The following is a 26,682-nucleotide window of genomic DNA, read 5'->3' on the forward strand; positions in this document are numbered from 1 at the left end:
GGAGTTGGAATCGAGCTATATTTTTTAGGAACGGGGGCCGGTGCGCCGAGCAAAGAGAGGAATGTGTCGGCGGTGGGGCTGAGGCAGCCCCGGACCGGACGGTGGTGGCTATTCGATTGCGGCGAGGGGACCCAGCATCGAATGGCGGAGTCGCCCTTTAAATGGAATCGCCTGGAGGCGGTTTTTATCACCCATCTGCACGGCGACCATGTGTTTGGTTTGCCCGGCCTCCTGGCAAGCCGCTCCCTTCTGGGACTGACCTCCCCCCTGGCGATTTTCGGACCTTCCGGGCTTCGGGGATATTTGGAGAGTGTCTTCCAGTTTACCGATACCCACCTCGGGTTTGCACTGGAGGTGGAAGAGATCGGCGACGGCTGGGCTCGAACCTTTGCATGCGGCTGGACGGTCAGGTGCGGGAAGTTGTGCCATTCGGTGGAATCCCTCGGGTTCCGGGTGGAGGAACCCCCGCAGCCCGGGCGCTTTCACCCGGAAAAAGCCTTGGCGTTGGGGGTGGAACCGGGGCCTGCCTATGCCCGGCTCAAACGGGGCGAGACGGTGGTGCTTCCGGGCGGGCGCAAAGTGGCGGGCCGGGATGTCACCGATCCGCCCCGCCCTGGTCGACGGGTGGTCCTGCTGGGCGACACCGAGCCGTGTACAGGGGCTCTGACTTTGGCCGAGGGAGCGGATCTGCTCGTGCACGAGGCGACATTTCTTAGCCGGGATGAGCCCCTCGCGCGCAGGAGCCGACATTCCACCGCGGCGGAGGCGGCCGATCTAGCCCGGCGAGCCAAGGCGGGGAAGTTGGTGATCACCCACCTGAGCCCCCGTTACGCCGGCCGGGAACTGGAACTCCTGGCAGAAGCCCGGGCAGTGTTCCCGGCCACAGAGATGGCAATCGACGGGAGCTCGTTCCGTTGTGATCCGCATCCCTAGGGCCCGGGGCGGTAGAGATCTGCAGGGAAAAAGCCCCCCGGCTTCTCCGGGGGGGGGGTGGGAATTAATCTTCTAACCGATTGGCGTTCTCGCCGATCTCGTCCAGCTCGTCCATGGCTTCCTCCATATGGGCCCGGATACTTTCCATGCGGCGCCGGTTTTTGTTGACGATGTTTCGGCGCTCTTCCTCGCTCAGGGAATCCCCCCGCTCCGCTAAATAATCTTCGGCTTCTAACAGGTTTTCTTTGGTTTCCCTGGCAATTTCCATGTTACGCGCGCTGTTGTCCGCACGGTTGTCCGGTTTTGGGTCCTGCCGCTCCATCGAGACCGCCTCCTGTATCTAAGATCGGGCTTTCGCAATGTTAGAATGCCGAGAACGGCGGTGGCTCATACCCGAGGGCTCGCGTACATTTGTTTGTGGGAACGGTCGCGCCTGGATCCTGGACGTATTATAATAAAGAGAGTGGGGAAAGCCGCCGATGCCGGCCGAGGGGGAGTGTCCATGACGGCGGGACGGTTTCAATTGGTTTCTGATTATGAGCCGAGGGGAGATCAACCCGAGGCGATCGCCCGGCTGACCGAAGGGGTCCGCCGGGGTTACCGACATCAAACGCTGCTGGGGGTCACGGGTTCCGGCAAGACCTATACGATGGCCAATGTCATCGCCCAAGTGAATAAGCCGACTTTGGTAATCGCCCACAACAAGACTTTGGCGGCCCAATTGGCTGCGGAATTCAAGGCGTTTTTTCCGAATAACGCCGTCGAGTATTTCGTGAGTTACTATGATTACTATCAGCCTGAAGCGTACATTCCGCATACGGATACCTATATCGAAAAAGACGCCAAGATTAACGACGAGATTGACAAACTCCGCCATTCTGCCACCAGCGCTTTATTTGAGCGGTCGGACGTGATCATCGTCGCCAGCGTCTCCTGTATCTATGGGTTGGGAAATCCCGACGAATATCGGACCCATGTTTTGTCCCTCAGGGTGGGCATGGAGAAAAGCCGCCGGGAGATCCTGCGCCGTTTGGTGGACATGCAGTACGAACGAAACGATATCAATTTCGTCCGCGGGACCTTTCGAGTTCGTGGCGATGTGATTGAGATTTTTCCCGCATCCCGGAGTGAGCAGGCCGTTCGGGTGGAACTGTTTGGAGATGAGATTGACCGGATCACCGAGGTGGACGTCCTCACCGGCGAGGTGGTCGGGCAGCGGGAGCACGTGGCGGTGTTTCCGGCTTCTCACTTTGTCACGTCCCGGGAGCGCCTGGAGCGGGCGATCCGGGATATTCGCGTCGAATTGGCGGAACGACTGGAGGTGCTTCGCAGTCAAGGAAAGTTGCTGGAGGCTCAGCGGCTTGAGCAACGCACCAATTACGATCTCGAGATGATGCAGGAACTCGGTTTTTGTCCTGGCATCGAAAACTATTCTCGGCATTTGGAGGGGAGGCCGGCGGGGAGCCCCCCGAATACGCTGTTCGACTATTTTCCTGACGATTTCCTGCTGCTGATCGACGAATCCCACGTGACATTGCCCCAGATCCACGGGATGTACGGAGGGGACAAAACCCGAAAGGATACGTTGATTGAGCACGGATTTCGCCTGCCTTCGGCGGCGGACAACCGCCCGTTGACCTTTGAGGAATTTGAGAAAAAGGTGCACCAGGTTATCTACGTTTCGGCCACGCCGGGTCCCTATGAACTTGAACATAGCGAACAGGTGGTGGAACAAATCATTCGTCCCACCGGGCTATTGGATCCAAAGGTGGAAGTCCGTCCGATCCAGGGCCAGATCGATGACTTGGTGGGTGAGATCCGAAAACGGGTCAACCGGGACGAGCGGGTGCTGGTGACCACCCTGACCAAGCGCATGGCGGAGGATCTGACCGATTATCTCAAAGAGTTAGGTTTCAAGGTCCGATATTTACACTCGGATATTAAAACAATTGAACGGATGGCGTTGCTCCGGGATTTGCGCCTCGGCGTCTTCGACGTGCTGGTGGGGATCAACCTTCTCCGGGAAGGTCTCGATCTTCCGGAAGTTTCGCTGGTGGCAATTCTCGACGCGGACAAGGAAGGTTTTTTGCGGGCCGAGCGTTCTCTGATCCAGACCATCGGCCGGGCGGCCAGAAACGCCGACGGCCACGTCATCATGTACGCCGATACCATCACCGATTCCATGGCGGCGGCCATCCGCGAAACGGAACGCAGACGGGCCAAACAAATGCGGTACAATCAGGAACACGGGATAACGCCACAGACGGTGCGCAAGGCGGTTCGGGACATCATCGAGGCGACCAAGGCGGCGGAAGAACCTGCCGTTTATGAAGTGGTGCCAAAAGCCCAGAAACTGTCCAAACGGGAACGAGCCGACCTGATCCGCAGATTGGAAAAAGAGATGAAAGAGGCGGCAAAAGCCCTGGAATTCGAACGGGCAGCGGAACTTCGGGATTTAATTGTCGAATTGTCGGCGTCTTAGTTCGACATATTTCCCGGGAAATCAATCAGTGTGTCGAAGGGACGAGGTGACTCAAAGGGCATGCCGCAGGAAGCGATTGTGATCAAAGGCGCGCGAGTGCACAACTTAAAAAATATCGATGTGACGATACCCCGGGAGAAGTTCGTGGTATTGACCGGATTGAGCGGATCGGGGAAATCCTCTTTGGCTTTCGATACTATCTATGCCGAAGGGCAGCGGCGCTACGTGGAGTCGCTGTCCGCCTATGCGCGCCAGTTTTTGGGTCAGATGGACAAACCCGATGTGGACAGTATTGACGGATTGTCCCCGGCCATCTCCATCGATCAGAAAACCACCAGCCGAAATCCACGGTCCACGGTGGGGACGGTGACGGAGATTTACGATTATTTGCGGCTCCTGTACGCCCGGGCCGGGGAGCCTCACTGTCCCAAGTGCGGTCGTCCCATCACTTCTCAAACGGTGGAACAGATGGTGGACCGCATCATGACACTGCCTGAGCGCACGAGGATTCAGATTCTCGCCCCGGTGGTCCGGGGGCGCAAAGGGGAACATGTGAAGCTTTTTGAGGATTTGGCGAAACAGGGCTTTGTGCGCGTGCGGGTAGACGGGAGGATCCGGGAGTTGACAGAACCCATCCGCCTGGAGAAAAACCGCAAGCACCGGGTGGATGTGGTGGTGGATCGCATTATTGTCAAGCCCGACATTGAGCAGCGGTTGGCAGATTCCATCGAAACGGCTTTGGATCGGGCCGGGGGCCTGGTGACCGTGTCTGTGATCGATGGGGAAGAATGGTTATTCAGCCAGAATCTCGCCTGCCCGGATTGCGGGATCAGCGTCGGGGAGCTGAGCCCGAGGATGTTTTCGTTTAACAGTCCGTACGGGGCATGCGAAGCGTGTACGGGTCTTGGCACGAACATGGAGATCGACCCGGAGTTGGTGATCCCGGACCGCACCCGCAGCATCGCCGAAGGCGCGATTGTGCCTTGGGTGGGAAGTACGTCGAATTATTATCCACAACTGCTGGAAGCCGCATGCAAAGCCTTTGGCGTGGATCCGGACGTTCCTGTGGAAAATTTGGATCCAGAACTGGTGGAGAAGTTGCTGTACGGGGCGCCGGGGGAGAGAATCCGGTTTTCGTATGAGAACGATTTTGGCCACATGCGGACTGCAGAAGTGTATTTTGAGGGGGTCATTCCCAATCTCGAACGGCGGTATCGGGAGACGGGATCGGAACACGTACGGGAGTTCATTGAGGAATTTATGAGTACAAAGCCTTGTCCTGCATGCCAAGGGCGGCGGTTGCGACCCGAAGCTTTGGCTGTTAAGCTTGGCGGGAAAAATATCGCCGAGGTGACGGCGCTGTCGGTGACGGAAGCCCTCGCTTTCTTCGAAAACTTGTCGCTCACCCCCAAGCAAGCGCACATTGCCAGGCAAGTGCTCAAAGAGATTCGGGCCAGACTCGGTTTTCTCCGGGATGTGGGCTTGGATTATCTCACCCTGGACCGGCCGGCAGGGAGTCTGTCCGGCGGCGAGGCCCAGCGCATTCGCTTAGCGACCCAGATTGGATCCGGTCTGACCGGGGTGCTGTATATTCTCGACGAGCCCTCCATCGGCCTCCATCAGAGGGATAACGAGCGGTTGATCCGCACCCTGGAGCGGATGAGGGATCTGGGAAATACGCTGATCGTCGTGGAACACGACGAGGAGACGATGTTGGCTGCGGATTACATCATCGATATCGGGCCGGGCGCCGGGGTGCACGGCGGCGAGGTGGTGGCCGCGGGGACGCCCCGGGAAGTCATGGCGAACGTCCAATCGGTGACAGGCCGTTACCTGAGCGGCCGGGAGTTTATCCCCCTCCCTGCGGAGCGAAGAAAGCCCGGCGACCGATGGATAGAAGTGGTGGGGGCTTCGGAGCACAACCTCAAAGGGATCGACGTGAAGTTTCCCGTCGGTCTTTTTACCTGTGTGACCGGAGTGTCTGGATCCGGCAAAAGTACGTTGGTCAACGAGATTCTCTATAAGGCCTTGGCGTCCCAGTGCAATGGCGCCCGGGTGCGGCCGGGGGAGCATCGGGAAATCCGCGGCCTTGAATACGTAGATAAGGTGATTGATGTGGATCAATCCCCCATCGGCCGGACGCCCCGTTCGAACCCCGCCACGTATACCGGGGTGTTCGACGATATCCGCGAGGTCTTCGCCGGGACGCCCGAGGCGCGGATGCGCGGGTACAAGAAGGGGCGCTTCAGCTTTAACATCAAGGGTGGACGGTGCGAGGCCTGCCGGGGTGACGGCATCATTAAGATTGAGATGCACTTTCTCCCCGACGTCTATGTCCCCTGCGAGGTGTGCAAAGGGCGGCGGTACAACCGGGAGACCCTGGAGGTCCGTTATAAAGGGAAGAATATCGCTGAAGTTCTTGACATGACTGTGGAAGATGCGGCGGAGTTCTTTAAGGCTGTCCCCCGGATCGCGCGGAAGCTGCAGACTTTGTCCGATGTGGGCCTCGGTTACATGCGACTGGGGCAACCGGCTACCACGCTGTCCGGTGGCGAGGCCCAGCGGATCAAGTTGGCTTCGGAATTGCACCGCCGGAGTAACGGGAAAACCGTCTATATTCTCGACGAGCCCACCACAGGCCTTCACGCCGCCGATATTCGGAAACTCTTGGATGTCCTCCAACGACTGGTGGAGGCTGGGGATACGGTCATTGTCATCGAGCACAACCTCGACGTCATCAAAACCGCCGATTATCTCATCGACCTCGGCCCGGAGGGCGGGGATGGCGGTGGCCAGGTGATCGCCACAGGTGCTCCCGAAGACGTGGCGGCCAATCCGGCGTCCCACACCGGCCGATTCCTGGGTCCCATTCTTGAACGGGACCGCAAACGGTCAGCGGGCCGTCGCGGCCGCCCGAGTGTGGCCGTGCCTTCCACAGGGTGATTGGAGAAAGGGGGTGTCCCATGCGTTGGATCGTTTCTCTCCTTGTTAATGCGCTGGCTTTGCTCCTGGCTGCCCGGTGGATCGATGGCATTCACGTCCGAGGGTTTGGGTCGGCGGTGATCGCCGCCTTGATCCTCGGTATTGTGAATACCCTCATCCGCCCGATTCTGATTTTTTTCACCCTCCCCTTGAACATCGTAACTTTGGGGTTATTTACCTTTGTGATTAACGGTTTCCTGTTTTACCTTGTGGGGAATTTAGTACAAGGGTTTGAAGTCCGCACTTTGGGTGCCGCCATTCTCGGCAGTCTTTTGGTCACCGTGGTGAGTTTTATTGTCAATAAAGTGATCAGCATTCTGTAGCCTTAATCCGAGGAGATTCATCAAGAAACGGGATTCTGAATACAATAGAGGCGTATCATTGACACGGTATCACTGCTCCTCCCTCCAAAGGGGGATTTTTTATGCAGTGGGGGAGGAATTTCGCGAAGGATGTCGAATTCTTAATGTCGTTGTGTGTGTGCGCGGGGGAGGGGTTTGATGCCGGGAAAAGAAGAGAGAAGCACAACATGGCGAGAGTTTGTCGAAAGTTGTCGAAACTATGTCCAAGAGGAATGGATCGGCTTACGTTCCCGTCTGAGATTCCGATCGGTGGTGGGGGAGTTCCGCCGGCAGTTGAGCGGGCGGACGGTGGTGGTCCTCTCGGCGATGGTGCCCGTAGCGGCGGTGGGTGTGGCGGTGGTCCAATCTCACATCAATCGAGCTCCGCTCGCTTACATGGTTTATGTAAACGGGATTTATGTCGGGGTGACGCCGGACATACATAGCGTGGATCGGCTGAGGAACCGTTTGGGACCAGAAGCCCAAGTGGATGTGCGAACAGTACATATGGCTTTGCCGGCGTCGACGGTCGAGCAGTTTTGGCGATCCCTGGCGGCTTCCCCGGCAGTGCCAAAAGTGTACGCCGTTTATGTCAATGGGAAGCCGGTGGTGGCAGTGGCCACAGAAGACGACGCCAAGGCGGCGATCGAGAGGGTGAAAGCCCTGTATACCCCTCCAGGTGGCCACGTGGATCAGGTGGCTTTTCGGGAAAGGGTAGACTTTGGCCCGGTCGATCGATGGAACGGCGCCACGGTGCGAACGGTCGATGAAGCGGTGCAGATTCTCCAACAGGGGACGAACGTGCAAAAGCATTATCTGGTATCTAGGGGAGATACGTTGTGGACCATTGCGGCGGCCCATAACACCACCGTGGACCAACTGCAGGCTGCCAATCCGCAATTGGCGAACCCGGACGAGATTCAAGAAGGGGATACGCTTAACCTCAACGCTGTGCAACCTTACGTGCACGTGGAAGCGGTGCAGACGGTCACCCGGGAGGTGGCCATTCCCTACGATGTTCAGTATCAGGATGACTCGTCCATGCCCACCGGCCAATCGAAGGTGATCCGGGATGGGGCGGAAGGGCGGAAGCAGCAGACGGTCCGCATTCACTACGAGAACGGACGCCCCGTGCGGGAAGAGGTTTTAAGCGAGCAAGTGCTTCAAGATAAAGTGGATCAGATTGTGGCCCGGGGGACCGGGCCGGCGGCGGGATATGCCGGGCCGAACTGGATCTGGCCGACCACCGCGCACCTCATCAGCTCGCCCTACGGGGAATGGCGGGGACGCGAATCCCACCCCGGGGTGGATATTGCCGCTCCATATGGGGCGCCGGTTTATGCCAGTAATGGAGGTCGGGTGATTTTTGCCGGATGGGATTCAGGCGGTTACGGCAATTGTGTGAGGATCGATCATGGCAACGGCGTGGTGACGATCTATGGACACATGTCCCAAGTGCTGGTGTCCCCGGGTCAGGCGGTGGCCCAGGGTCAAGTGATTGGACATGTCGGCGCCACCGGCGAAGCCACAGGGCCACACTTGCACTACGAGGTTCACGTGGGTGGTCATGTGGTCAATCCGATGCCGTACAGTTGATCAGGCCTGTGGCGGGCCACGTGGCGGCGGCTCTTAATTCCCCGGCGCATGGGATGGACAACGAACGCCCCCGGGAGAACGTGCACCCGGGGGCGTGACCGTTTTGACGCTGATGGCTCTAGCCGCCGTAGTTGAGGCCGGTCTCCCGTAAGGTCATTGGGTCGCCCTGCCGATGAACCCCCGCATTCACCACTTCGCCGACGAAAATGGTGTGGTCGCCCCGCTCATTGACATCCACCACTTTGCACTCGAACCAGGAGAGGGCGTCCTTGAGGATCGGGCTGCCCGTTTGTTCCGTGTAGAATTCGATGTCCCCAAACTTGTTCCCCACCCGGGAAACCGGTTTGAAAAAGGCGAAAGCCAGATCCTTTTGTCCGGTTTCAAGAACATTGACAGAGAACACGCCGCTGGATTTGATACCATCACAGGAGGTGGTCCCCTTTTTCGCAGCCACTACCACCAAGGGCGGATTGAAGGAAGTTTGGGTCACCCAGTTGGCGGTAAAAGCATTCACATCGTCGCCCACTTTGGTACCAATGACGTAGAGTCCATATGTAATGCCGCGCAGTGCTGTTTTTTTGGCTTGTTCGTCCATGAGTATCACTCCTTTTTTCGACATGATCTCGACTCCGTTTTTTATTGTACAAAAAACCTCGGGCTCCCACCACCGATTTCTGTGGCCATCGGCTTCCTCTCAGCATATATAGGCGATAAAAACAGGGCTATGGTCCGGTGGGCCAGATGGACAGGGGTGAGTTGCCATGTGGGTGGTATTCGCCAGTTGGATTATCGGATTTCTGGCGATGTGGTGGGTTTTCGCCGATGCCTCGAAACGCCGGGGCCGCAATCTCGGGTGTTTGTGGTCGCTGATCGTCCTCATTCTCGGTCCTCTTGGATTGGTTGCCTATCTTTTTGTGCGCGGCTCGGACTAGAACCGACAGGCTAAGCGGATTCAGGAAATCGATCGGGGAAGCTGGGAGGCAGCTGTCCCCGGGCGATTTTGGTGTATCATGAAAGAAAGGCCGTTTGGATTGACAGTGTCTGGGATGCCGGGTACGATACGAGTGTCCTTTTGTCCGGTTGGCCTGACCGAAAAGGCTGAGGTGAACAGAGTGGACAAACCCTTGATTTTTGAAAAACCGCACGGTGTGAAAGACTATCTGCCTCCCTGGGCACGGCGAAAACGGGAGTTGGAGGCGACTTGCCAGCGGGTGTTCCGCCGCTGGGGATACCAGGAACTGATCACCCCGACGATGGAGTTCTTGGAAACGTTTCAGAACGGGGCGCTCCGCAGCGGAGAAGACCGGGTGTTCAAGATGATCGACCGTTCGGGCCGGACGGTGGTCCTGCGCCCGGACATGACGGCTCCCATCGCCCGGGTGGTGGCCTCGGAATTGGCGGCCGAGCCCTTGCCCATTCGCCTGTCTTATACGGCTGCCATTTTTCGCAGGCAGGAGCGGGTGGCGGGTCGGGATGCGGAGTTCACCCAGGCCGGGATCGAGTTGATCGGGGACGGATCCGTCGACGCGGACGCGGAGGTGATCGCCTTGGCGGTCCGGACCCTGGAGGAAGCCGGGGTTCGGGTGTTTCGGTTGGCGGTGGGGGACGTGGGGTTTTTGGAGGGTTTGTTCGCTGAGCACGCCGGGGAGCCTCTGGCGGAGCGGCTCCGAAGCCATTTGGTGAAGCAAGATTTTGTCGGATTCGAGCAAGAGTTGGAGGACGCGGACTTGCCGGAAGCGAATCGGGAAACGCTCCGGGCTGTCCCCGGATTGCGGGGGGGTCCTGAAGTGGTGGAGCGGGCCCGAGCCCTCACCACCCACCCAAGGGCCAGGCGATCCCTGGACAGGATGTGGGAATTATGGGGAATCATCGGCTTGTACGGGGTGAGCCACCGGGTTCAGATCGACCTCAGTCTGATGCTGGATTTATCCTATTATACGGGCATGATCTTTGAGGGATACGCCTCCGGAGTCGGCTTTCCGGTGTGCGCCGGAGGGCGTTATGACGAGTTATTGGAACGGTTCGGGCGGCGCAGTCCGGCGACGGGGTTTATGATCGGCGTGGAACGAGTGTTGGATGCCCTGGAGCGGGAGGCGCCGAGCCCGCCGGTGGTGGTGCCCCGGATTCACTATGTGCCTCAGCGTCGCCAGGAGGCCGTGGCTTTTGCTCTCTGGCTTCGGGAGAAGGGCCGGAACGTGGCGTTGGAATGTCACCCGGCCGGCAGCGGGGAGGGACAAGCTGGTAGCTTGCAAGGACGGGATGCGGACGGTGAGCCGGTGTTCTGGTTGGATGGCGGAGGGACGTCCGGAAGCGCAGAGATGGCCGGCTGGTTTGAAGAATGGCGACGATCCGGTCAGCGGGAGGGAGCTTTGCGATGATGGAACCTCTTACCATTGCCTTATCCAAGGGGCGGATTCTGCCGCAGACGGTTGCCCTGTTCCGCCGGGCGGGTCTGGAGGTTCCCGAGGATCTGGATGAATCCCGAAAGCTGATCCTCCCGAGCGCAGACGGACGGCTTCAGTTTATTCTCGCGAAACCTGTGGATGTGCCGACCTATGTGGAATACGGTGCCGCGGATCTGGGAGTTGTCGGGAAAGATGTGCTGTTGGAGGCTCGGCGAAATTTGTACGAGCTTCTCGATCTCGGCATTGGCCGTTGCCGCATGTGCCTGTGTGGGCTGCCGGATCTGGTGTGGCGGACTCACCGGGTGGCCAGCAAATATCCGCACATTGCGGCGGATTACTTTCGCGACCAGGGTAAGCAGGTCGAGGTGGTGTACCTCAATGGCTCGGTGGAATTGGCGCCCTTGGTCGGGCTGGCTGACGCCATTGTGGATTTGGTGGAGACGGGGCGCACCTTGAAAGAGAACGGGCTGGTGATTCACGAGGTGATCGCGCCCATTACGACGCGGATGGTGGCGAACCGCATGAGTTTTCGCCTCAAAGGGGAAGCCATCGATCGGGTGACCCAAGCGCTTCAGAGGGTTGTTGGCGGGGGGGATTCGTGTTGAATATGTGGGATGTCGAGTCGTTTTTATCCCGACGGCGCCGAGGATTCCGCTTCGAGGAAGAGCGGCGGGTGGTGGAGGAAATCATTGCCGCCGTCCGGGAAGGCGGCGATGAGGCCGTGCGGAGTTATACGAAAACTTTTGACCGCATGGAACTCGGGGATCTGCGGATGCCCGAGGCGTGGTTTGAGGCGGCGGAAGCGAAGGTGACCGACGAATTTCGGGCGGTGATCCGGGAAGCGATCGGAAACATCCGGCGGTTTCACGAACATCAGCGGCGCAGTTCCTGGTTCATGTCCGAAGAGGATGGGCGTTTTCTCGGTCAGGTGGTGCGGCCGATTCGCCGGGTGGGGGTTTATGTGCCCGGTGGCCGGGCCGCCTATCCCTCCTCGGTGTTGATGAACGTCATCCCCGCCCAGGTGGCCGGGGTGAAAGAAGTGGCCGTGGTGACGCCGACGCCGGAGGGGCAGTGGAATCCCGGGGTGCTGGTGGCCCTCCGGGAACTGGGGGTCCGGGAAGTGTACCGGATCGGCGGGGCTCAGGCGGTGGCGGCCCTGGCTTTTGGCACGGAGACCATCCGGGCGGTGGATAAGATCGTCGGACCCGGCAACCTTTATGTGGCCCTGGCCAAGTCGGCGGTGTTCGGACGGGTGGGCATTGACATGATGGCCGGGCCCAGCGAGATTCTGATCGTGGCTGATGAAGCTGCCGACCCCGAGTGGACGGCGGCGGACCTATTGTCCCAGGCGGAACACGATCCGATGGCCAGCGCGGTGCTGGTCACGCCCTCGAAAACCTTGGCCCAGGGCGTGATGAAAGCGGTGGAGCGCCGGCTCGCCAAGCTTCCCCGCCGGGACATCGCCCGGCAGTCCATGGAACAGCAAGGGGGGATTCTCCTGGTGGACAGCATCGAGGAGGCGGTGGCCGTGGCCAACCTGGTGGCCCCGGAGCATCTCGAGTTGATGGTAGCGGATCCCCACCGCTGGCTCGGGATGATCGAATCGGCGGGGGCGGTGTTTCTCGGCCCCTGGAGTCCGGAGCCGGTGGGGGATTATTTTGCGGGGCCGAACCACGTCCTGCCCACCGGCGGGTCGGCCCGTTTTGCCTCACCCTTATCGGTGGACGATTTTGTCACGCGGATGAGCGTCATTCAGTACAGCGAGGCGGCCCTGCGGACCCAGGCGGCGAGGATCGCCCTTTTCGCCCGGGCGGAGGGGCTGGAGGCCCACGCCCAAGCCGTGGAAGCTCGCATGGAGCGGGGAGGGAGGGGCCGAGATGGCGCGGCGCGGTGAGATCCATCGGACCACGGGGGAGACGGACATCCGGCTGACGCTGGATTTGGACGGTGAGGGCCGGCGGAGTCTTGAGCTGCCGGTGCCTTTTTTGAAACATATGTTGGATCTTTTTGCGAAACATGGACGGTTCGATTTGACGGTCCAGGCCACCGGGGACACGGAAGTGGACGATCATCATACGGTGGAAGATATCGGGATTTGCCTGGGGGAGGCTTTCGCCCGGGCGGTGGGAGATAAGCGGGGGATTCGGCGGTACGGCACCCGCTATGCCCCGATGGACGAGACACTGGCCCGGGCGGTGGTGGATGTCAGCGGCCGGGGGATGTTGGTGTTCCGGGCGGATTTTCCGATGGAGCGCGTGGGGATTTTTTCCGTGGAACTGGTGGAGGAGTTTTTCCGGGCTTTCGCTCACCACGCCGGGGTGACGCTGCATTTGGAGGTTTTGTACGGGCGCAATGCCCACCATATGGTGGAAGGTCTGTTCAAGGCCTTTGCCGGCGCCTTGCGGGAAGCGGTGCTCCTGGACGGGCCGATGGAAGTCCCGTCGACGAAAGGGGTGTTATAAAAAGATGATCGCCGTTATCGATTATGGCATGGGGAATTTGCACAGTGTGGCCAAAGGGTTTGCCAAAGTTGGGGTCGAGGCCCGGGTCACCTCGGATCCCCGGGCGGTGGTCGAGGCGGACGGTGTGGTGCTGCCCGGCGTCGGCGCCTTTGGCGATGCGATGTTTAATCTTCGGCACCTCGGGATGTTGGACGCGATTCGGCGGGTGGTGAAAGAGGGACGCCCGCTGCTCGGCATTTGTCTGGGGATGCAGTTGCTGTTTTCGGAAAGCGAGGAGCACGGCCGTCACGTGGGGCTGCATCTGATTCCGGGAAAAGTGCGGCGCTTTCAGGGGGATTTTAAAATTCCCCACATGGGCTGGAACGATTTGACGATTCGCCGGCCGGACCACCCTCTGGTGGACGGGGTGAAAAATGGCGATTTTGTGTATTTTGTTCATTCGTATTATGCGGAGCCCCAGGATCCCGGGGTGGTGGTGGCAGATACTGACTACCACGTGCAAGTTCCGGCCATTGTGGCCAAGGATCAAGTGATGGGGATGCAGTTTCACCCGGAGAAGAGCAGCGATATCGGGCTGCGGATGTTGAGGAACTTCGCAGATCTGTGCGGCGAAAGGGTGGGGCAGGCGTGACGGAGTCGGCGGAATTCCAGTTGTATCCGGCCATCGACCTCTCGGATGGCCGGGCGGTGCGACTGCGCTACGGGGATTACGGGCAAATGACGGTGTACGGCGACGACCCGGTGGCGGTGGCCCGGCGGTGGCGGGACGAGGGGGCCGGGTGGCTGCACGTCGTGGATCTGGATGGTGCGAAGGAGGGCCATCCGATGCACCTTCCGCTGATCGGGCGGATGGTGGAGGCCGCGGGCCTGTCTGTCCAGGTCGGAGGCGGCATCCGGGACGGCGAGAGCCTGCGGGCCTTATTCTCCCTCGGGGTGGCCCGGTGTGTGCTCGGCACCGCGGCGCTGGAGAATCCGGTCTGGATGAAAGAGGTGCTGGCCGAATACGGGGAGCGCATTGTGGTGGGGCTGGACGCCCGGGACGGGAAGGTGGCGGTGAGGGGCTGGCTGCAGAACACCGGGGTGGCGGCGGTGGAGTTGGGCCGGCGCCTGAAAGAATGGGGTGCGCGAAGAGCGCTGTTCACCGACATCCGCCGGGACGGGGCTATGGCCGGGCCCAATGGCAGGGCGGCGGCGGAGTTGGCGGAAGAGACGGGACTGCTCGTGATTGCCTCGGGGGGCGTGCGGCATCTCGGGGACATTCAACGGCTCTACGCTCTGCGGCACCGCGGGGTGGCGGGAGCGGTGGCGGGCCGGGCCTTGTATACCGGGGATCTCTCTCTGAAAGAGGCCACGGCCTGGCTTCGGTCCGGTCCGACGGACCACGAAATGGAGGACGAGTGGGACGAGCCCTCCCCAGCCGAGGATGGCAGTGAAGGTGTTCGGTACGGCGGAGAGGGGGGACGGGTATGCTGACCCGGCGCATTGTTCCTTGTTTTGACGTAAAGAACGGTCGGGTGGTCAAGAACGTCAGCTTTTTGACGAACGAGCGGGATGCCGGAGATCCGGTGGAGTTGGCCCGGTATTACGATGAATCCGGGGCGGATGAACTGGTGCTGCTGGACATTTCCGCTTCGGTGGAAGGGCGCGCCACGATGGTGGATGTGGTGGCCCGGACGGCGGCCGAGGTGTTTATTCCCCTCACCGTGGGTGGAGGGATCACATCCGTGGACGACATTCGGGTGCTGCTCAAGGCCGGGGCGGACAAAGTGTCGATCAATACCGGCGCTGTGAAACACCCGCAGCTGGTGTTGGAAGCGGCCAAGCGCTACGGGCAGCAGTGCATCGTCGTGGCCATCGATGGAAAATACGACGGGCAAAAAGGGGATTGGGAGGTTCTGATCAACGGGGGGCGGACCCGAACCGGTCTTTCTGCCGTTGAGTGGGCGAAAAAAATGGAAAATCTCGGGGCGGGGGAGATTTTGTTGACCAGTTTTGATCAGGACGGACGGAAGGACGGGTATGACCTGACCTTTACCCGGGTGATCAGCGAATCGGTGAACATTCCCGTTATTGCATCGGGAGGAGCGGGGAAAAAGGAGCATTTTTATGAGGTGTTCACAAAGGGGAAAGCGGACGCAGCCCTAGCCGCGTCAATTTTTCATTTTAAGGAGACGACAATTCAAGAAGTAAAGCGCTACCTGAGGCAGAAGGGGGTGCCGGTGCGTTGATCGATCCCGAGGCGCTGTCCTTCGATGAAAAAGGGCTGATCCCGGCGGTGGTCCAAGACGCCCGGACCGGGGAGGTCCTGACGGTGGCGTATATGAATCGGGAGGCCCTGGAGCGCACCTTGGTGGAGAGGGAGACTTGGTTTTGGAGTCGCTCCCGGGCTGTCCTGTGGCACAAAGGGGAAACTTCGGGCAACACCCAGCGGGTGGTGGAGGTGCGGGTGGACTGCGACGGGGATGCCCTGTTGGTGCGGGTTGAACCTGCCGGCCCCGCCTGTCATACCGGGGAGCGGACCTGTTTTTACCGAAGCCTCGGGGAGCCGGACGAGGAGGAGGGGGCGGACAGGTCGCCGGGGGGGCCGCCGCAGACGGTCTTGGCTGAACTCTGGGAGACCATCGACGAGCGGTACCGCACCCGTCCGGAAGGGTCGTATACAACCTATTTGTTCGAGCAAGGGTTGGACAAGATTCTCAAAAAGATCGGCGAAGAGGCCACGGAGACCATCGTGGCGGCCAAGGGAAAGACCGGGGAGCCGGATTTGGCGGAGGTGCGCTACGAGTCGGCAGATCTGTTGTATCACCTGATGGTGTTGTGGCGCCAGGTCGGGCTGCAACCCGAGGAAGTGTGGGGGGAACTGCAGGGGCGCCACTTGGTCAAGGATGTCAGCCCCAGGAAAGGACCGGGATTCAAGCGGCGGGATCAGTAGCCCGCCTTTTTTTTTTTGCAGGTGGCCCGGCCGATTTGGCGACTGCCGGATGTCCGCGCGCAGGCCGGGCCGCTGCCGATTGCTTTGGCTGACTTCTAGTTGCCTTCCCGGGCGAATATGCATGGGGAAAAGGGCGGCCGGAGATGAAAACGGCCGCACGTCGACCCGAAGGGGGATCCTTGTGCTCGGGGTGGCCGTTTTGGGGTATGGAACCATGGGGCGGGTTCATGTGGAGGCGCTTCGCCAGATCCAAGGCGTGCGGGTGGTGGGCATCTACACCCGCCGACCGGTGCCGGGAGTCTGGCCGGCGCCCCGATACGATGAGATGAAGCCTTTGGTGACGCGCAAAGATGTCCACGTGGTGGACATTTGTCTTCCGACCCACCTGCACCTGGAGGCGGTTCAGCTGGCGGCGGAGTGCGGCAAGCACATCTTTTTGGAAAAGCCTTTGGTCCGTCGCCCGGAACAGGTTCCGGCGATCCGGGATGCCATCAAGCGGGCGGGGGTTCAGTTGATGGTCGGCCACGTGTTGAGATTTTTTCCAGAGTATCAACAGTTACACCGAATTGCCCTGGCCCGGGGCGCGAAAGGGGTGGCCGGGGCCGCCCGGCGGTCTTCGATGCCGGCGGGGGAAGACGACTGGTACGGGGACGTGGGGAAGAGCGGAGGCGTAGTGCTGGATTTATCCATCCACGATTTTGATTTCTGCCGCTGGACCCTGGGGCCGGTGCGGGAGGTGTTCTGCCGGACGGCGGCGGGGGGACGGTACGCCCTCACAACTTTGGTGCACGACAATGGAAGTCTCTCTCACATCGAAGGGAGCTGGCTGGATGCCCCTGGCCTCACCATGGAATTCGAGCTGGCGGGGAAGGGGTACCTGCTCCAGTACAGCAGTGCGGCTGCGGTGCCCCTGCGGGTGTGGACCCGGGGGGATGACGGGGCGGCGGCCGGGGCTTTCCGGCTGCCCCTGGGGAAGACCCCGTATCAGCGGGAGCTCGAAGCTTTTTTCGACAGCCTGCGCCGGAACGAAGCACCTCCGGTGACCTGGGAAGCGGCATTGGAATCGGCGGCCGTGGCCTGGGCCGCCCTTCGTTCCGCGGAAAGCCGGCGGCCGGTATCCCCGAAAGAGGTGGTCTCATGAATCCCGTGCGGATGGCCGTTTTGTCCGGGGCCCATGTTCATGCGGACACCTACGTCTCCACCCTTCGGCAGCTTCCCGGGGCGGAGTTGGTGGGGATCTGGGATCACGTCCTTCACCGCGGCCGGGATCTGGCGGAACGTCACGGGGTGCTCTTTGAGGCGGATCTCGATCGCCTGCTGGAGCGGTGCGATGGCGTGGTGGTGGCGGCGGAGAACAGTCGCCATTACCCCGTGGTGTTGGCCGCCCTGCAGGCGGGGAAACACGTCCTGTGCGAGAAGCCCTTGGCTGGGGCGGCGAGCCGGGCCCGGGATCTGGTGGCCCGGGCCCAGCGGCTGGGGCGGGTCCTGGCGGTGGCCTTCGCCGTTCGCTTCAGCCCGGCGGCCCTTCGCTTGAAAACTCTGATGAACAATGGAGCTCTCGGGGCCCTTGTCGCTGCGGTGGGGGCCAATTGCGGAAAAATGCCCGGGGGTTGGTTCGCCCAGAAGGGGTTTGGAGGCGGTGCGATTTGGGACCACGCCGTCCACCTGATCGATTTATTGCGCTGGATGACCGGGGATGAGGTCAAGTCTGTGTTCGCGCGGTCCGCCACCCTTTTCCATCCGGACATTGAAGTGGAGGACGCCGCTCATTTGCAGTTGAGATTTTCAAGGGGATGGATCGCCGGGCTCGATCCCAGCTGGTCCAGGCCGGCGTCATATCCCACCTGGGGCGGGCTTCAGCTTCGCTTCGTGGGGGAAAAGGGCACGGCGGAGATGGACGCCTTTTCCGAGTTTGTCAAGGAGTATGGGGAACAGGGGGTGCATCGGCGGATCTACGGGGATGACCCCTATATATGTATGGTAGAGGCTTTTGTCGAGGCGGTGCGGGCCGGTCGCATGCCACCGGAGAGCCCTTTGGCCCCGGCGGAGGACGGGTGGGCGGTGGAGCGGGTGGTGGAAGCGGCGTATCGGTCCGCCCGGATCGGGCGGGAGGTCGCCCTGTGACAGGGAAGATTCTGGACCGCAGGATTGACGAAGTGAAGTCCCTTCGGGACCGGTGCAAGAGGAAGTCCGTTCGGGTGGTGAGAGAACACGGGTCGGAGGTGTGGTTGCCGTCGCGAAGGTGGAAGAAGCTGAACGAGCGGTTGGACGAGTTGTGGCGGGTGCGCCGAGAACAGACGAAGGGTGCGCGCTGTTCCCGCACAATCCTAGGGTGAAAACCTAGGCAAAAGCGGGCGCTGGCAAAACCAGCGAACTGTGCTTCCGACTTGACGGGTGAAACTCCCGTGCACGCCGAAGGTTAGCGGCGTGGGGCTGAGACTCCGGCGTGCGGGACAGGACGATACGGTGACAGCGATTCCCGTGCGAAGCCCGGTAAAGACGGCGAAAACCGGACCTGAGAAGCGGTTAGGGAAGTAGTCGGGCCGCCTTAAAAGACAGCTATGCCGACTCACCATAGGAACCCGCGTCTGTACGGCTCGAAACTGCTGGCACATCGAAATGAAGATGGAGCACCGCAATTATGCGGAGAGGGAACTACCGAGGTAATCCTTCGTACTGAGGCAGAGACGGAATAAACCGTCTGTCCGAGCCCCCTAACCATCGGGCGAAAGGGCTGAACTCCGGGCCAGAGCGGGCGGTTAAGGCTGTCAAAATAAGGGCTAGGAGTCACGGGTACAGCGGAACCCAGGGCGTGGAAGCCAATCGGGCCGATGAAGCGAGCGGAGCAGGAAATGGCCCGCGAACCTTGGGGGCAGCAGCTCACAGTAGTGATGAAACGCTGTAACGGGCGTGGAGCGAAGGGGCATAGTCGAGGCAATTGGGGCAAGAAAGGTCGAGCCTGGTCGGGAAGCCGTTGAGTCCGCCTGGTTAACGCCATAGGAGGTGATGCCTATGGTTCAAGAATCGACCTACCTGAAAAGCGAAACAGACCTTCGGGACAAACTGGACGAGCTGTACGCGGAGGCCAAAAAGGCGATTGAAAGCGGAGAACCGCCGAGGTTCAAAAACCTGCTGGAGATCGCCAAAGCTGAAGTGACCATCGTGACCGCCATTCACAGAATTAAGGCCAATCACGGCAGTGAGACAGCGGGAAGCGATGGGCAGACCATCCGGGAAGTGCTGGAGAATCAGTACCCAGAAATCATCCGGCTCGTGCGGGAAATGCTGGACGATTACCGTCCGGCACTACTCAGACGGGTCTGGATCCCCAAACCGGGCAAAGACGAAATGAGGCCGCTCGGAATCCCGGCGATCGCGGACCGGGTGGTCCAGGAAGTCCTGCGCATGATAATCGAGCCCATTGTGGAGGCGCAATTCTTTAAGCACTCCTACGGGTTTCGACCCATGCGTGACGCGCACATGGCGCTCGAAAGGGTAACCAGCATCTGCTTCAACACAGGATACCACTGGGTCATTGAAGGAGACATCAAAGGCTGTTTCGACAACATCAACCACACACGCCTGATCAAGCAACTTTGGCATATGGGTGTCAGGGACAGGCGAGTGCTGATGATCATCAAGAAAATGCTGAAGGCGGGAGTCATGAACGAAATCGAAACCACCGAAGCGGGTACACCGCAGGGTGGGATCATCTCACCACTTTTGGCAAATGTCTACCTACACAAGTTAGACCAGTGGATTATACGAGAATGGGAAAGCAAACAAACCAAGCATAACTACAGCCGAAAGAGCGTAAGAACTAGGGCGCTCCGGAAACGAACCAATCTCAAACCCGCCTACCTCGTCAGATACGCAGATGACTGGGTGCTGATCACCAACACGAAGGCCAACGCTGAGAAGTGGAAACGGCGTATCCAGAAATACCTGGGAGTCAGACTCAAACTGACGCTGAACGAGGAAAAGACCCTCATCACCAACGTCAGGGAGAAGCCCATCCACTTCCTCGGGCACGAAATGAAACTCGTGCGGCACGGCAAAAGCCGAACCGGATGGAAAACCCAGACTCGTCCTGACCGAAAACGGCTGGCAAACAAAATGCAGGAAATCCGGCAAAAGCTGAAAGCACTGCGAAGACACGATGGAAAAGAGTTGATCCATCAAATCAACGTGGTGAACAGCGCCATTGTCGGGATCGGCAATTACTACCGGACGGCAACGATGGTAAACCCCGACCTCAACAGATACGCCAAATCCCTGCAATGGACGGCATACAACGCGCTAAAGGAAAGAGGTGTCAAGTGGATTTCTGCCAAGGAAGTCCACAACCTTCCGGCAAGGCACAGTAGATACGAAACGAAAATCCCCGCCGTCAAGGCGGAAGATGTTGTGGTTGGGGTCACGTCGTTGGGTTTTGTTAAATGGGAAAAGGCCACACTGAAGAATCCCATTGAGACGCCCTACACGCCGGAAGGAAGAGAAGCCTATAGGCAGCGCACCGGGAAGTTCCGGTCAAATGCACGGGACGACCCGGCCATGAGCCTGACCCTGTCGGAGGTTGTGGCGAAGGGTCTCACGGACAAGAAGTACAACTTCGAGTATGTAATGAACCGCGCCTATGCCTACAACCGCGACAGGGGGAAATGTAGGGTTTGCGGGGAATACATCTATCCCGCCGACCTGCACGTCCACCACCAGCGGCCCTACCTTCCGCTGGATCAGGTGAACAAAGTGGGCGAACTCGTCAGCCTGCACAAGCGCTGTCACGTACTGGTTCACAGCCGCGAAGATTTGAGCGAGAAATTGCCTGCAAAGGTCTGGAAACGGATCGTCAAACTGAGGGAAAAGCTCGAACCCTAAGCCCTGATGTCTCGATGGAACGCCGTGTGCGGTGAAAGCCGCACGCACGGTGTGAAGCGGGGGAAAAGGGAGCCGTAACGGGTAAGGCCGACGGTGTCCCTTACCTATCGCTATTGTACCTGTGGACGGTGGCCAACCGGTTGTACCGGGAGTATGACGGGGTGTATGTGGGGAATTACACGCCGCACGGCGGGGGGATCAGCACAGGAATGCGCCGGGCGATGAACAACCAGTCGCTTATTGGTCGGTTCAAAGAGGCCCTGGAGTGGGTGGCGACCCGGTCGGGCAAGGTGTACGGGGAGTGGGACGAAGACGGGTCGACCCGGACGTGTTGCCAGTGCCACTACAAAGTGCCGGTCGGGATTCCTCCGGAGGTTCGGGAGTGGACCTGTCCGGAGTGCGGGACGTACCACATCCGGGACGAGAATTCATCGATCAACGGGCTTAAGCAAGTGCTTGAAAAGCTAGAGGTGCCTGGCTCGGGCCGTCTGGGAGGCAAGATTGCCGTATGCACCAGGCGGGCTTGGCGGTTCGACGGTCTAGGGATCCAAGAGATTTCGGGGGCCGCCGGCGGGCGGGTGAGTTGATCACGCCGCCAGCCGCCAAGAAATCAAATGAGGGACATGACAGTCCTGAACCCAGATCCTGCGCAAAAAGAGATTTGTTTAGGTTTGGGAGAGCGGATGAGCATTCCTTGGCTTGTGGTCGCTGCACCCACCGCCGTCGTAATCGACCAGAATGCGCGGTGATTCTGTAAATCGCGGGGATGAGATTCTTTGAGCGGGTCATTTCGGATCGGTGTCGACATGGCTGTCCTCCTTGGAGCGCGTTGAGCTGAGAGAGTTTAATAACATACAAAATCCCACATCCTCAAAAGACGTGGGACCTGCCTGTCTTTACGGAATTACGATTTGGCTGGATCTTAATTCCATCGATGAAGTTGAATCTCGTTCATTATGCCATGAGATGCATAGATGAAGCAATACTAGCGAAAAAAGGGGAGCCCCAGGTGAATGTCCCTTCTCCTATGTCTATTACTCATTGAATGTCGCGACCTTTCGCAGAGGACGCATAGGCCATTGGGCGGTTGGATGGCTGTGCAGGTGCATCAAGAGGGAGTATCGTTGAATCGGTACGTGCTGCACAAGCTAAGCCCGTGAATATTGGCGGACCACGATGAGAAAAAAACTGGGGAAACCGGGGTTTTGTTATCCTCCAAACACACTAGACTCGTGCAATTGCCCCAGGCACAAGGCAGATTGGGAATCACAAGGTTGGAGGCTCTTTTGCTAAATGAAACAAGGCTTTCGGGGATGTTCACGATGAGTGGTGGGCCGTGAGGGAATCGAACCCCCAACCATCCGATTAAGAGTCGGGTGCTCTACCAATTGAGCTAACGGCCCGAGGTGGTGACCCTAATGGGATTCGAACCCATGTTACCGCCGTGAGAGGGCGGCGTCCTAAACCACTAGACGATAGGGCCGACAATGGCTGCGGGACTAGGACTCGAACCTAGACTACCTGATCCAGAGTCAGGCGTGCTACCATTGCACCATCCCGCATTGTGCTTGACACGTTCTTCATTATAATCTCCGGAGCCCGTTTTCGTCAACCCCTGGAGTACAACGAATTTTGTACGTGTATCACTGCTCTCTTCCTATCAGAGAAGGGTCGTGCCACAGGGACGGCGTCCCTCTGCGGCGCGACCCCGGTCTTCACAATTAAAGCCCAGTTGGGGTGGTGGAATGGGTCGTTTGACTTCGCAGATATTGAATGGCTTGGGCGAGACGGTCAAGGGTTGCCTCGCGTCCCAACAGTGCCATCACCTCAAACAGTCCCGGCCCCACGGTTCGTCCGGTCAAAGCGAGGCGGGTCGGGTGGATCAACTCTCCGCCCTTGATCCCCCGCTTTGCAATGAGGTCGCGGTAAAGGGTCTCCAATGTCGCCGTGTCCCACGATTCAGCCCCTTCTAAGACCTTGCGGGCCTCTTGCAAGAGGTCGGCCGTCTCCGGCCGCTGCAAATGTTTACGCACTCCTTTTGGATCGTACTCGGTAACCGGCCGATAAAAGTACGAGACCGCATCCACCGCCTCGACCAACGTGTGCACCCGCTCGCGCACCGCATCCAGGCGGGCTTGAGCGGCCTGGATTTCAGCCTTGGTGGCCGTCGGTGAAACGAAGCCCGCCTCCTCGAAAAATGGTCGGGCATACTCCCACACTTTATCTAAGGGCATTGTCCGAAGATAGTGGCCGTTGATCCATTCCAGTTTGCGAAGGTCATAGACGGCCGCGTGTTTCACTATCCGATCGATGGAAAAGCGCGCCACCGCTTTGTCCAAACTGATGATCTCTTCCTCGTCCCCGGGGGACCACCCCAGAAGTAGGCAGTAATTCACCAAAGCCTGAGGGAGAAACCCGAGGCTGCGAAATTCATCCACCGACGTGGCCCCATGGCGCTTGCTCAGTTTGGTCCGATCCGGGGCTAGGATCATGGGCACGTGGGCAAAGGCCGGCACACGACCGCCCAAAAGTTGAAATAGCACCACGTGGCGCGGCGTGTTCGACAGGTGCTCTTCTGCCCGGATCACATGGGTGATCCCCATCTCCAGATCGTCCACCACCGTGGCAAAATGATACGTGGGCCACCCGTCGCTCTTGAAAATGACAAAATCGTCCAGTTGATCGGGCGCAAATTCCACTCGCCCCCGGACCAGGTCGTCGACGACCACCGGCTGATCCTGATCGACCCGTAGACGGTACACCGGCCGCTGGCCGGCCGCCTCCCGGGCAGCTCGCTCCTCGGGCGCTAGGTGGCGGCAGGTCCCCGGGTACCGCGGCGTTCGCCCTTCCTTTAGGGCGGACTCCCGGGCTGCCTTCAGCTCCTCGGCAGAACAATAACAGGGATACGCGAGACCCCGCTGGATCAAGTTGTCCAGATGTCGCCGATAGATCTCCAGCCTTTGGGACTGTCGATAAGGACCAAATGCTCCGCCCTCCTCGATCCCTTCGTCAAAAGAGAGCCCGAGCCACCGAAAACCTTCCAGAATCTGGCGCAAGTGAACTTCGGAGGATCGGGCCAAATCCGTATCGTCGATGCGCAGCACCATCCGCCCCCCGGTGTGTCGGGCGAACAGCCAGTTCAACAACGCCGTGCGAACCCCCCCGAGATGCAAGGCCCCGGTGGGACTCGGGGCGAATCTCACACGTACACTGCCGTCGGTCATCGTCACAAACTCCCTCCGCAATGATCACCCGTTGCATCCGATCAAATCCTCTTCCCATGATAGATGTTTGGGCCGGAAAAAGGCAAGTCCGCGCAATCACTCAGTTAAAATCTGATATGAACGAGGCTGTCAAGTACCCGGCCCCGTGGTTTTTGTTTTTCCGTGAAGAGCCCGGCCCGAAGGCCTGTCATTATGGATTGGGTCTGTTTGCGCCCGCCCCGGTAGCTTCGTCTCAGTCAGAGGTGGGGCGGGGAAGTGAAAATACAAAGGCGTGGGGGCGAAGGATGGCCGCATGCGTTGTGACGGGGAGGTGCTAATTCCGTGAAGATGTTTCGCCCAGATTTTGACGTGGTGAGAAAGAGAGTAGAAAAGAGTCTTAATATGCTGATCCGCAATGACATTTACCTGTTCGAAATCGATGTGCACGAACGAACTATTGCCCACAGGCTCGCAGTATATCTCGAGAAAGAATTTTCATCGTGGAATATTGACTGTGAATATAACCGTATCGGCTATGATCCAAAGCTGATAAACCCTGGTCGTCGTGGCGAACGCAAAGCGTATCCCGACATCATTATCCACCACAGGGGGACATCCTCGAATCTGCTTGCCATAGAGATGAAGAAACTTTCTGCCCAGGTGGACCAAGAAACAGATAAGGATAAGTTGAAAGAATATATACAGCGCCTTCATTACAAATTCGGCTTGTTTATATTGCTTTCCACTACCCGATCAAACCATAGCATTTGTGACGGGCAGATATTTGACGACACACTCAAAAATCCCCATAATCCTACCCGATCAAACTATGGCATTTGTGACGTACAGTGGTTCGACGAGTGCGGGAGAACGCTGTCGTGACTTTTAGGCTGTGGAGTCTGAATGTGATCGAATTGGTTCTGGAGGGCATGAGCCGTTTGATACCTGGTGCTCTCGTCCCGCGGTTCTTGCCCACGGGGGAGTTCGTGAGCCTCGGACAACGTCCCCACGCCCACCCCCGCCCGGGATGCGGCCTGCCCCCGCTGGGTCTGGTGAAGTCTCCTAGCCCAGGCGCAGGCCATTTTCAAAACTCCCGCCGTTGGTAGAGGCGGACGGACAGCAGCATAGACCCCACAAAAAGCACCGCGGCTGTGAGGAGCAGATAAACCCAAGCAAAGGCTTCTCCGGCTGCGAGGCTCCGGGACCAAGCCCACAGGTGCACGATCCACCCGGTACTTTCGGAACTGACTAAAGCGCGAATGGCTCCCGCCGCAGACCCAATGCCAAAAGCGATCACGAAAACAATGAAACTCAAATACCGTACAAACACCGATCCCAACCAAAAATAAAGCGGCAGAATGATCGCGGACCACACTAGGGTGACGGTGGCCACGCTACCGAGTTGTGCCCAACTCATAGCAGGAAATTCCGTCAGGCGCATGGAACGCAGGCCGGCAGCGACCAGTTCGGCGAGAAAAAACATGGCCAAAGTCACGACCATCGTTTCCGCGTACCGGGATCTGACCACGGCCCCCCGGGACACGGGTAGACTGTTCACCAGCACATCGCTATGGGCCCGGGCATCGATTTGGATGGATTGCGTCAGGAAGATGATCGCAACGATGGCAATGACACCGGGGGACCGAAAAAGGATGCTGATCAACAGGGTTGCCAGGGCATCAGCCAGCAGAACTTTCCGGAACATGACCAGGTCTTTGATCAGGAGACTACGCATGGGGCTCCCCCTTTACCGTATAAAGCATGATATCCTCTAATGATGGCGGCTCGGCCAACACTCGACTCCCCAGCGCTGGCAACGCATCGCTCGGGGCCAACGCCTCGAATCCCACCCCGGTTTCCCGAATCCCGACGAGCTTGCTCCGGGTCTCCGGGTTCAAGATCTCCCTGGGCCCTTTCACGAGTCGATATTGCTCCAGCAGACGGTCTTTTTCCCCGTTGTACAGGATCCGGCCGCGGTGGATGAAAATCACATAGTCCGCGATCCGCTCGAGGTCCGTGGTGATATGGGTGGAGAAAAAGATGGCCTTGCTTTCGTCCTGGATCAGCTCGGCGAGCACGTCCAAAATCTCCCGGCGCACGATGGGATCCAGGCCCGAGGTCGGCTCGTCCATGAGGATGAGGTCGGCGTGGTGAGACAGGGCGAGAGCGATGGAAAACTTCATTTTCATCCCCGTAGACAGGGCTTTGATTTTGCGGTTGTCAGGAAGTTCAAATTGATTGCGGTAGCGACGGTATAATCTTTCGTCCCAGCGCGAATAAAACGAGGCCACGACCGTTTTCATTTGTTCCACGGTCAATTCGTTATAAAAGGGCGGTTCGGCGTACACGAAGCCGATGCGGTCTTTGGCCTTTTGACGGCTGCGGGGATCGCTGTGCCCGAACAGCCGGACCGTGCCCGCATCCGGGTGCAACAGGTCCATGATCAGCTTAATCGTCGTCGTCTTGCC

Annotated in this window: 25 protein-coding genes and 3 tRNA genes; 20 read left to right on the forward strand and 8 right to left on the reverse strand. The window is 59.2% G+C overall.

All coding sequences use genetic code 11. The features are described 5' to 3' along the window. Positions 1-9 precede the first annotated feature (9 nt). Positions 10-933 (forward strand): ribonuclease Z, encoded by a 924-nt coding sequence (gene rnz, locus K6T64_RS08680; protein WP_170086758.1) that lies wholly within the window; start codon positions 10-12, stop codon positions 931-933. Between the two features lie 64 nt (positions 934-997). Here rnz and K6T64_RS08685 read toward each other — a convergent pair whose 3' ends face one another. Next, positions 998-1,255 carry a small acid-soluble spore protein Tlp gene (locus K6T64_RS08685; RefSeq protein WP_100666794.1) on the reverse strand — a complete coding sequence of 86 codons (258 nt, stop codon included), beginning with the start codon at positions 1,253-1,255 and terminating at the stop codon, positions 998-1,000. A gap of 180 nt (positions 1,256-1,435) precedes the next feature. On the opposite strand from K6T64_RS08685, the gene uvrB reads away from it, so the two are divergent. The 4 genes from uvrB to K6T64_RS08705 all read left to right on the forward strand — a co-directional run bounded on the left by uvrB (position 1,436) and on the right by K6T64_RS08705 (position 8,334). Then, positions 1,436-3,415, forward strand: a complete 1,980-nt coding sequence (uvrB, locus tag K6T64_RS08690) for an excinuclease ABC subunit UvrB (protein ID WP_100666795.1) — start codon at positions 1,436-1,438, stop codon at positions 3,413-3,415. A 60-nt stretch (positions 3,416-3,475) separates the two neighbouring features. Continuing rightward, entirely contained in the window at positions 3,476-6,358 is a 2,883-nt protein-coding gene (gene uvrA, locus K6T64_RS08695) for an excinuclease ABC subunit UvrA (RefSeq protein WP_288009632.1), read from the forward strand. A gap of 20 nt (positions 6,359-6,378) precedes the next feature. After that, positions 6,379-6,720 carry a phage holin family protein gene (locus tag K6T64_RS08700; protein WP_288009633.1) on the forward strand — a complete coding sequence of 114 codons (342 nt, stop codon included), beginning with the start codon at positions 6,379-6,381 and terminating at the stop codon, positions 6,718-6,720. Between the two features lie 177 nt (positions 6,721-6,897). Beyond that, complete coding sequence (locus K6T64_RS08705; RefSeq protein ID WP_288009634.1) at positions 6,898-8,334, forward strand: peptidoglycan DD-metalloendopeptidase family protein; 1,437 nt, start codon at positions 6,898-6,900, stop codon at positions 8,332-8,334. 118 nt (positions 8,335-8,452) lie between these two features. Here the strand turns inward: K6T64_RS08705 and K6T64_RS08710 are convergent, their stop codons facing one another. Beyond that, on the reverse strand, positions 8,453-8,929 hold the full coding sequence (locus tag K6T64_RS08710; RefSeq protein WP_288009635.1) for a flavin reductase family protein: 477 nt from the start codon (positions 8,927-8,929) through the stop codon (positions 8,453-8,455). A gap of 166 nt (positions 8,930-9,095) precedes the next feature. Here K6T64_RS08710 and K6T64_RS08715 point away from each other — a divergent pair, with 166 nt between their 5' ends. From K6T64_RS08715 to K6T64_RS08780, 14 genes are all read left to right on the forward strand, one after another. Next, on the forward strand, positions 9,096-9,266 hold the full coding sequence (locus K6T64_RS08715) for a hypothetical protein (RefSeq protein WP_157935344.1): 171 nt from the start codon (positions 9,096-9,098) through the stop codon (positions 9,264-9,266). Between the two features lie 180 nt (positions 9,267-9,446). Continuing rightward, a complete protein-coding gene (gene hisZ / locus K6T64_RS08720) occupies positions 9,447-10,712 on the forward strand; it encodes an ATP phosphoribosyltransferase regulatory subunit (protein ID WP_288009641.1) in 1,266 nt (421 codons plus the stop codon). Then, positions 10,709-11,344, forward strand: coding sequence for an ATP phosphoribosyltransferase (hisG, locus tag K6T64_RS08725; protein WP_100666800.1), 636 nt, complete (start codon positions 10,709-10,711; stop codon positions 11,342-11,344). The genes hisZ and hisG overlap by 4 nt, the downstream gene beginning before the upstream one ends. Positions 11,345-11,346: 2 nt before the next feature. Next, complete coding sequence (gene hisD, locus K6T64_RS08730; RefSeq protein WP_052300613.1) at positions 11,347-12,633, forward strand: histidinol dehydrogenase; 1,287 nt, start codon at positions 11,347-11,349, stop codon at positions 12,631-12,633. Further along, the gene (gene hisB, locus K6T64_RS08735) at positions 12,617-13,201 is read left to right on the forward strand and encodes an imidazoleglycerol-phosphate dehydratase HisB (RefSeq protein ID WP_170084870.1); all 585 of its coding nucleotides are present in this window, start codon (positions 12,617-12,619) and stop codon (positions 13,199-13,201) included. The genes hisD and hisB overlap by 17 nt, the downstream gene beginning before the upstream one ends. A 4-nt stretch (positions 13,202-13,205) precedes the next feature. Beyond that, a complete protein-coding gene (gene hisH, locus K6T64_RS08740; protein WP_100666802.1) occupies positions 13,206-13,832 on the forward strand; it encodes an imidazole glycerol phosphate synthase subunit HisH in 627 nt (208 codons plus the stop codon). Further along, on the forward strand, positions 13,829-14,674 hold the full coding sequence (gene hisA / locus K6T64_RS08745; RefSeq protein ID WP_100669117.1) for a 1-(5-phosphoribosyl)-5-[(5-phosphoribosylamino)methylideneamino]imidazole-4-carboxamide isomerase: 846 nt from the start codon (positions 13,829-13,831) through the stop codon (positions 14,672-14,674). The genes hisH and hisA overlap by 4 nt, the downstream gene beginning before the upstream one ends. Beyond that, a complete protein-coding gene (gene hisF / locus K6T64_RS08750) occupies positions 14,668-15,429 on the forward strand; it encodes an imidazole glycerol phosphate synthase subunit HisF (protein ID WP_013076129.1) in 762 nt (253 codons plus the stop codon). Before hisA ends, hisF begins: the two co-directional genes overlap by 7 nt. Then, positions 15,426-16,133, forward strand: coding sequence for a bifunctional phosphoribosyl-AMP cyclohydrolase/phosphoribosyl-ATP diphosphatase HisIE (hisIE, locus tag K6T64_RS08755; RefSeq protein WP_288009646.1), 708 nt, complete (start codon positions 15,426-15,428; stop codon positions 16,131-16,133). Before hisF ends, hisIE begins: the two co-directional genes overlap by 4 nt. A gap of 121 nt (positions 16,134-16,254) precedes the next feature. Next, entirely contained in the window at positions 16,255-17,274 is a 1,020-nt protein-coding gene (locus tag K6T64_RS08760; protein WP_288009648.1) for a Gfo/Idh/MocA family protein, read from the forward strand. Further along, on the forward strand, positions 17,271-18,257 hold the full coding sequence (locus K6T64_RS08765; protein ID WP_288009649.1) for a Gfo/Idh/MocA family protein: 987 nt from the start codon (positions 17,271-17,273) through the stop codon (positions 18,255-18,257). Before K6T64_RS08760 ends, K6T64_RS08765 begins: the two co-directional genes overlap by 4 nt. Continuing rightward, the gene (locus K6T64_RS08770) at positions 18,254-18,469 is read left to right on the forward strand and encodes a hypothetical protein (protein WP_288009650.1); all 216 of its coding nucleotides are present in this window, start codon (positions 18,254-18,256) and stop codon (positions 18,467-18,469) included. Before K6T64_RS08765 ends, K6T64_RS08770 begins: the two co-directional genes overlap by 4 nt. A 676-nt stretch (positions 18,470-19,145) precedes the next feature. After that, a complete protein-coding gene (gene ltrA, locus K6T64_RS08775) occupies positions 19,146-21,011 on the forward strand; it encodes a group II intron reverse transcriptase/maturase (protein WP_288009651.1) in 1,866 nt (621 codons plus the stop codon). Between the two features lie 128 nt (positions 21,012-21,139). Further along, a complete protein-coding gene (locus tag K6T64_RS08780) occupies positions 21,140-21,598 on the forward strand; it encodes a zinc ribbon domain-containing protein (protein WP_288009652.1) in 459 nt (152 codons plus the stop codon). A 740-nt stretch (positions 21,599-22,338) separates the two neighbouring features. Here K6T64_RS08780 and K6T64_RS08785 read toward each other — a convergent pair. The 4 genes from K6T64_RS08785 to gltX all read right to left on the reverse strand — a co-directional run bounded on the left by K6T64_RS08785 (position 22,339) and on the right by gltX (position 24,235). After that, positions 22,339-22,414, reverse strand: a tRNA-Lys gene (locus tag K6T64_RS08785). Positions 22,415-22,418: 4 nt separating this feature from the next. Then, positions 22,419-22,494 (reverse strand) — tRNA-Glu (locus K6T64_RS08790). Positions 22,495-22,499: 5 nt separating this feature from the next. Continuing rightward, positions 22,500-22,573: transfer RNA gene (locus tag K6T64_RS08795), tRNA-Gln, on the reverse strand. 159 nt (positions 22,574-22,732) lie between these two features. Next, on the reverse strand, positions 22,733-24,235 hold the full coding sequence (gltX, locus tag K6T64_RS08800; protein ID WP_288009654.1) for a glutamate--tRNA ligase: 1,503 nt from the start codon (positions 24,233-24,235) through the stop codon (positions 22,733-22,735). Between the two features lie 321 nt (positions 24,236-24,556). Here gltX and K6T64_RS08805 point away from each other — a divergent pair, with 321 nt between their 5' ends. Further along, on the forward strand, positions 24,557-25,096 hold the full coding sequence (locus tag K6T64_RS08805; protein ID WP_288009656.1) for a hypothetical protein: 540 nt from the start codon (positions 24,557-24,559) through the stop codon (positions 25,094-25,096). A 202-nt stretch (positions 25,097-25,298) separates the two neighbouring features. Here K6T64_RS08805 and K6T64_RS08810 read toward each other — a convergent pair whose 3' ends face one another. Both K6T64_RS08810 and K6T64_RS08815 read right to left on the reverse strand, forming a co-directional pair. Continuing rightward, positions 25,299-25,949: an ABC-2 transporter permease gene (locus K6T64_RS08810; protein WP_288009659.1), complete on the reverse strand. Its 651-nt coding sequence runs from the start codon at positions 25,947-25,949 to the stop codon at positions 25,299-25,301. Further along, a partial coding sequence (locus tag K6T64_RS08815) for an ABC transporter ATP-binding protein (protein ID WP_288009661.1) occupies positions 25,942-26,682 on the reverse strand: 741 nt, incomplete at its 5' end. The genes K6T64_RS08810 and K6T64_RS08815, both read right to left, overlap by 8 nt.

Source organism: Kyrpidia sp. (assembly GCF_023512215.1).
In the GTDB taxonomy this organism is placed as follows: Bacteria; Bacillota; Bacilli; order Kyrpidiales; family Kyrpidiaceae; genus Kyrpidia; species Kyrpidia spormannii.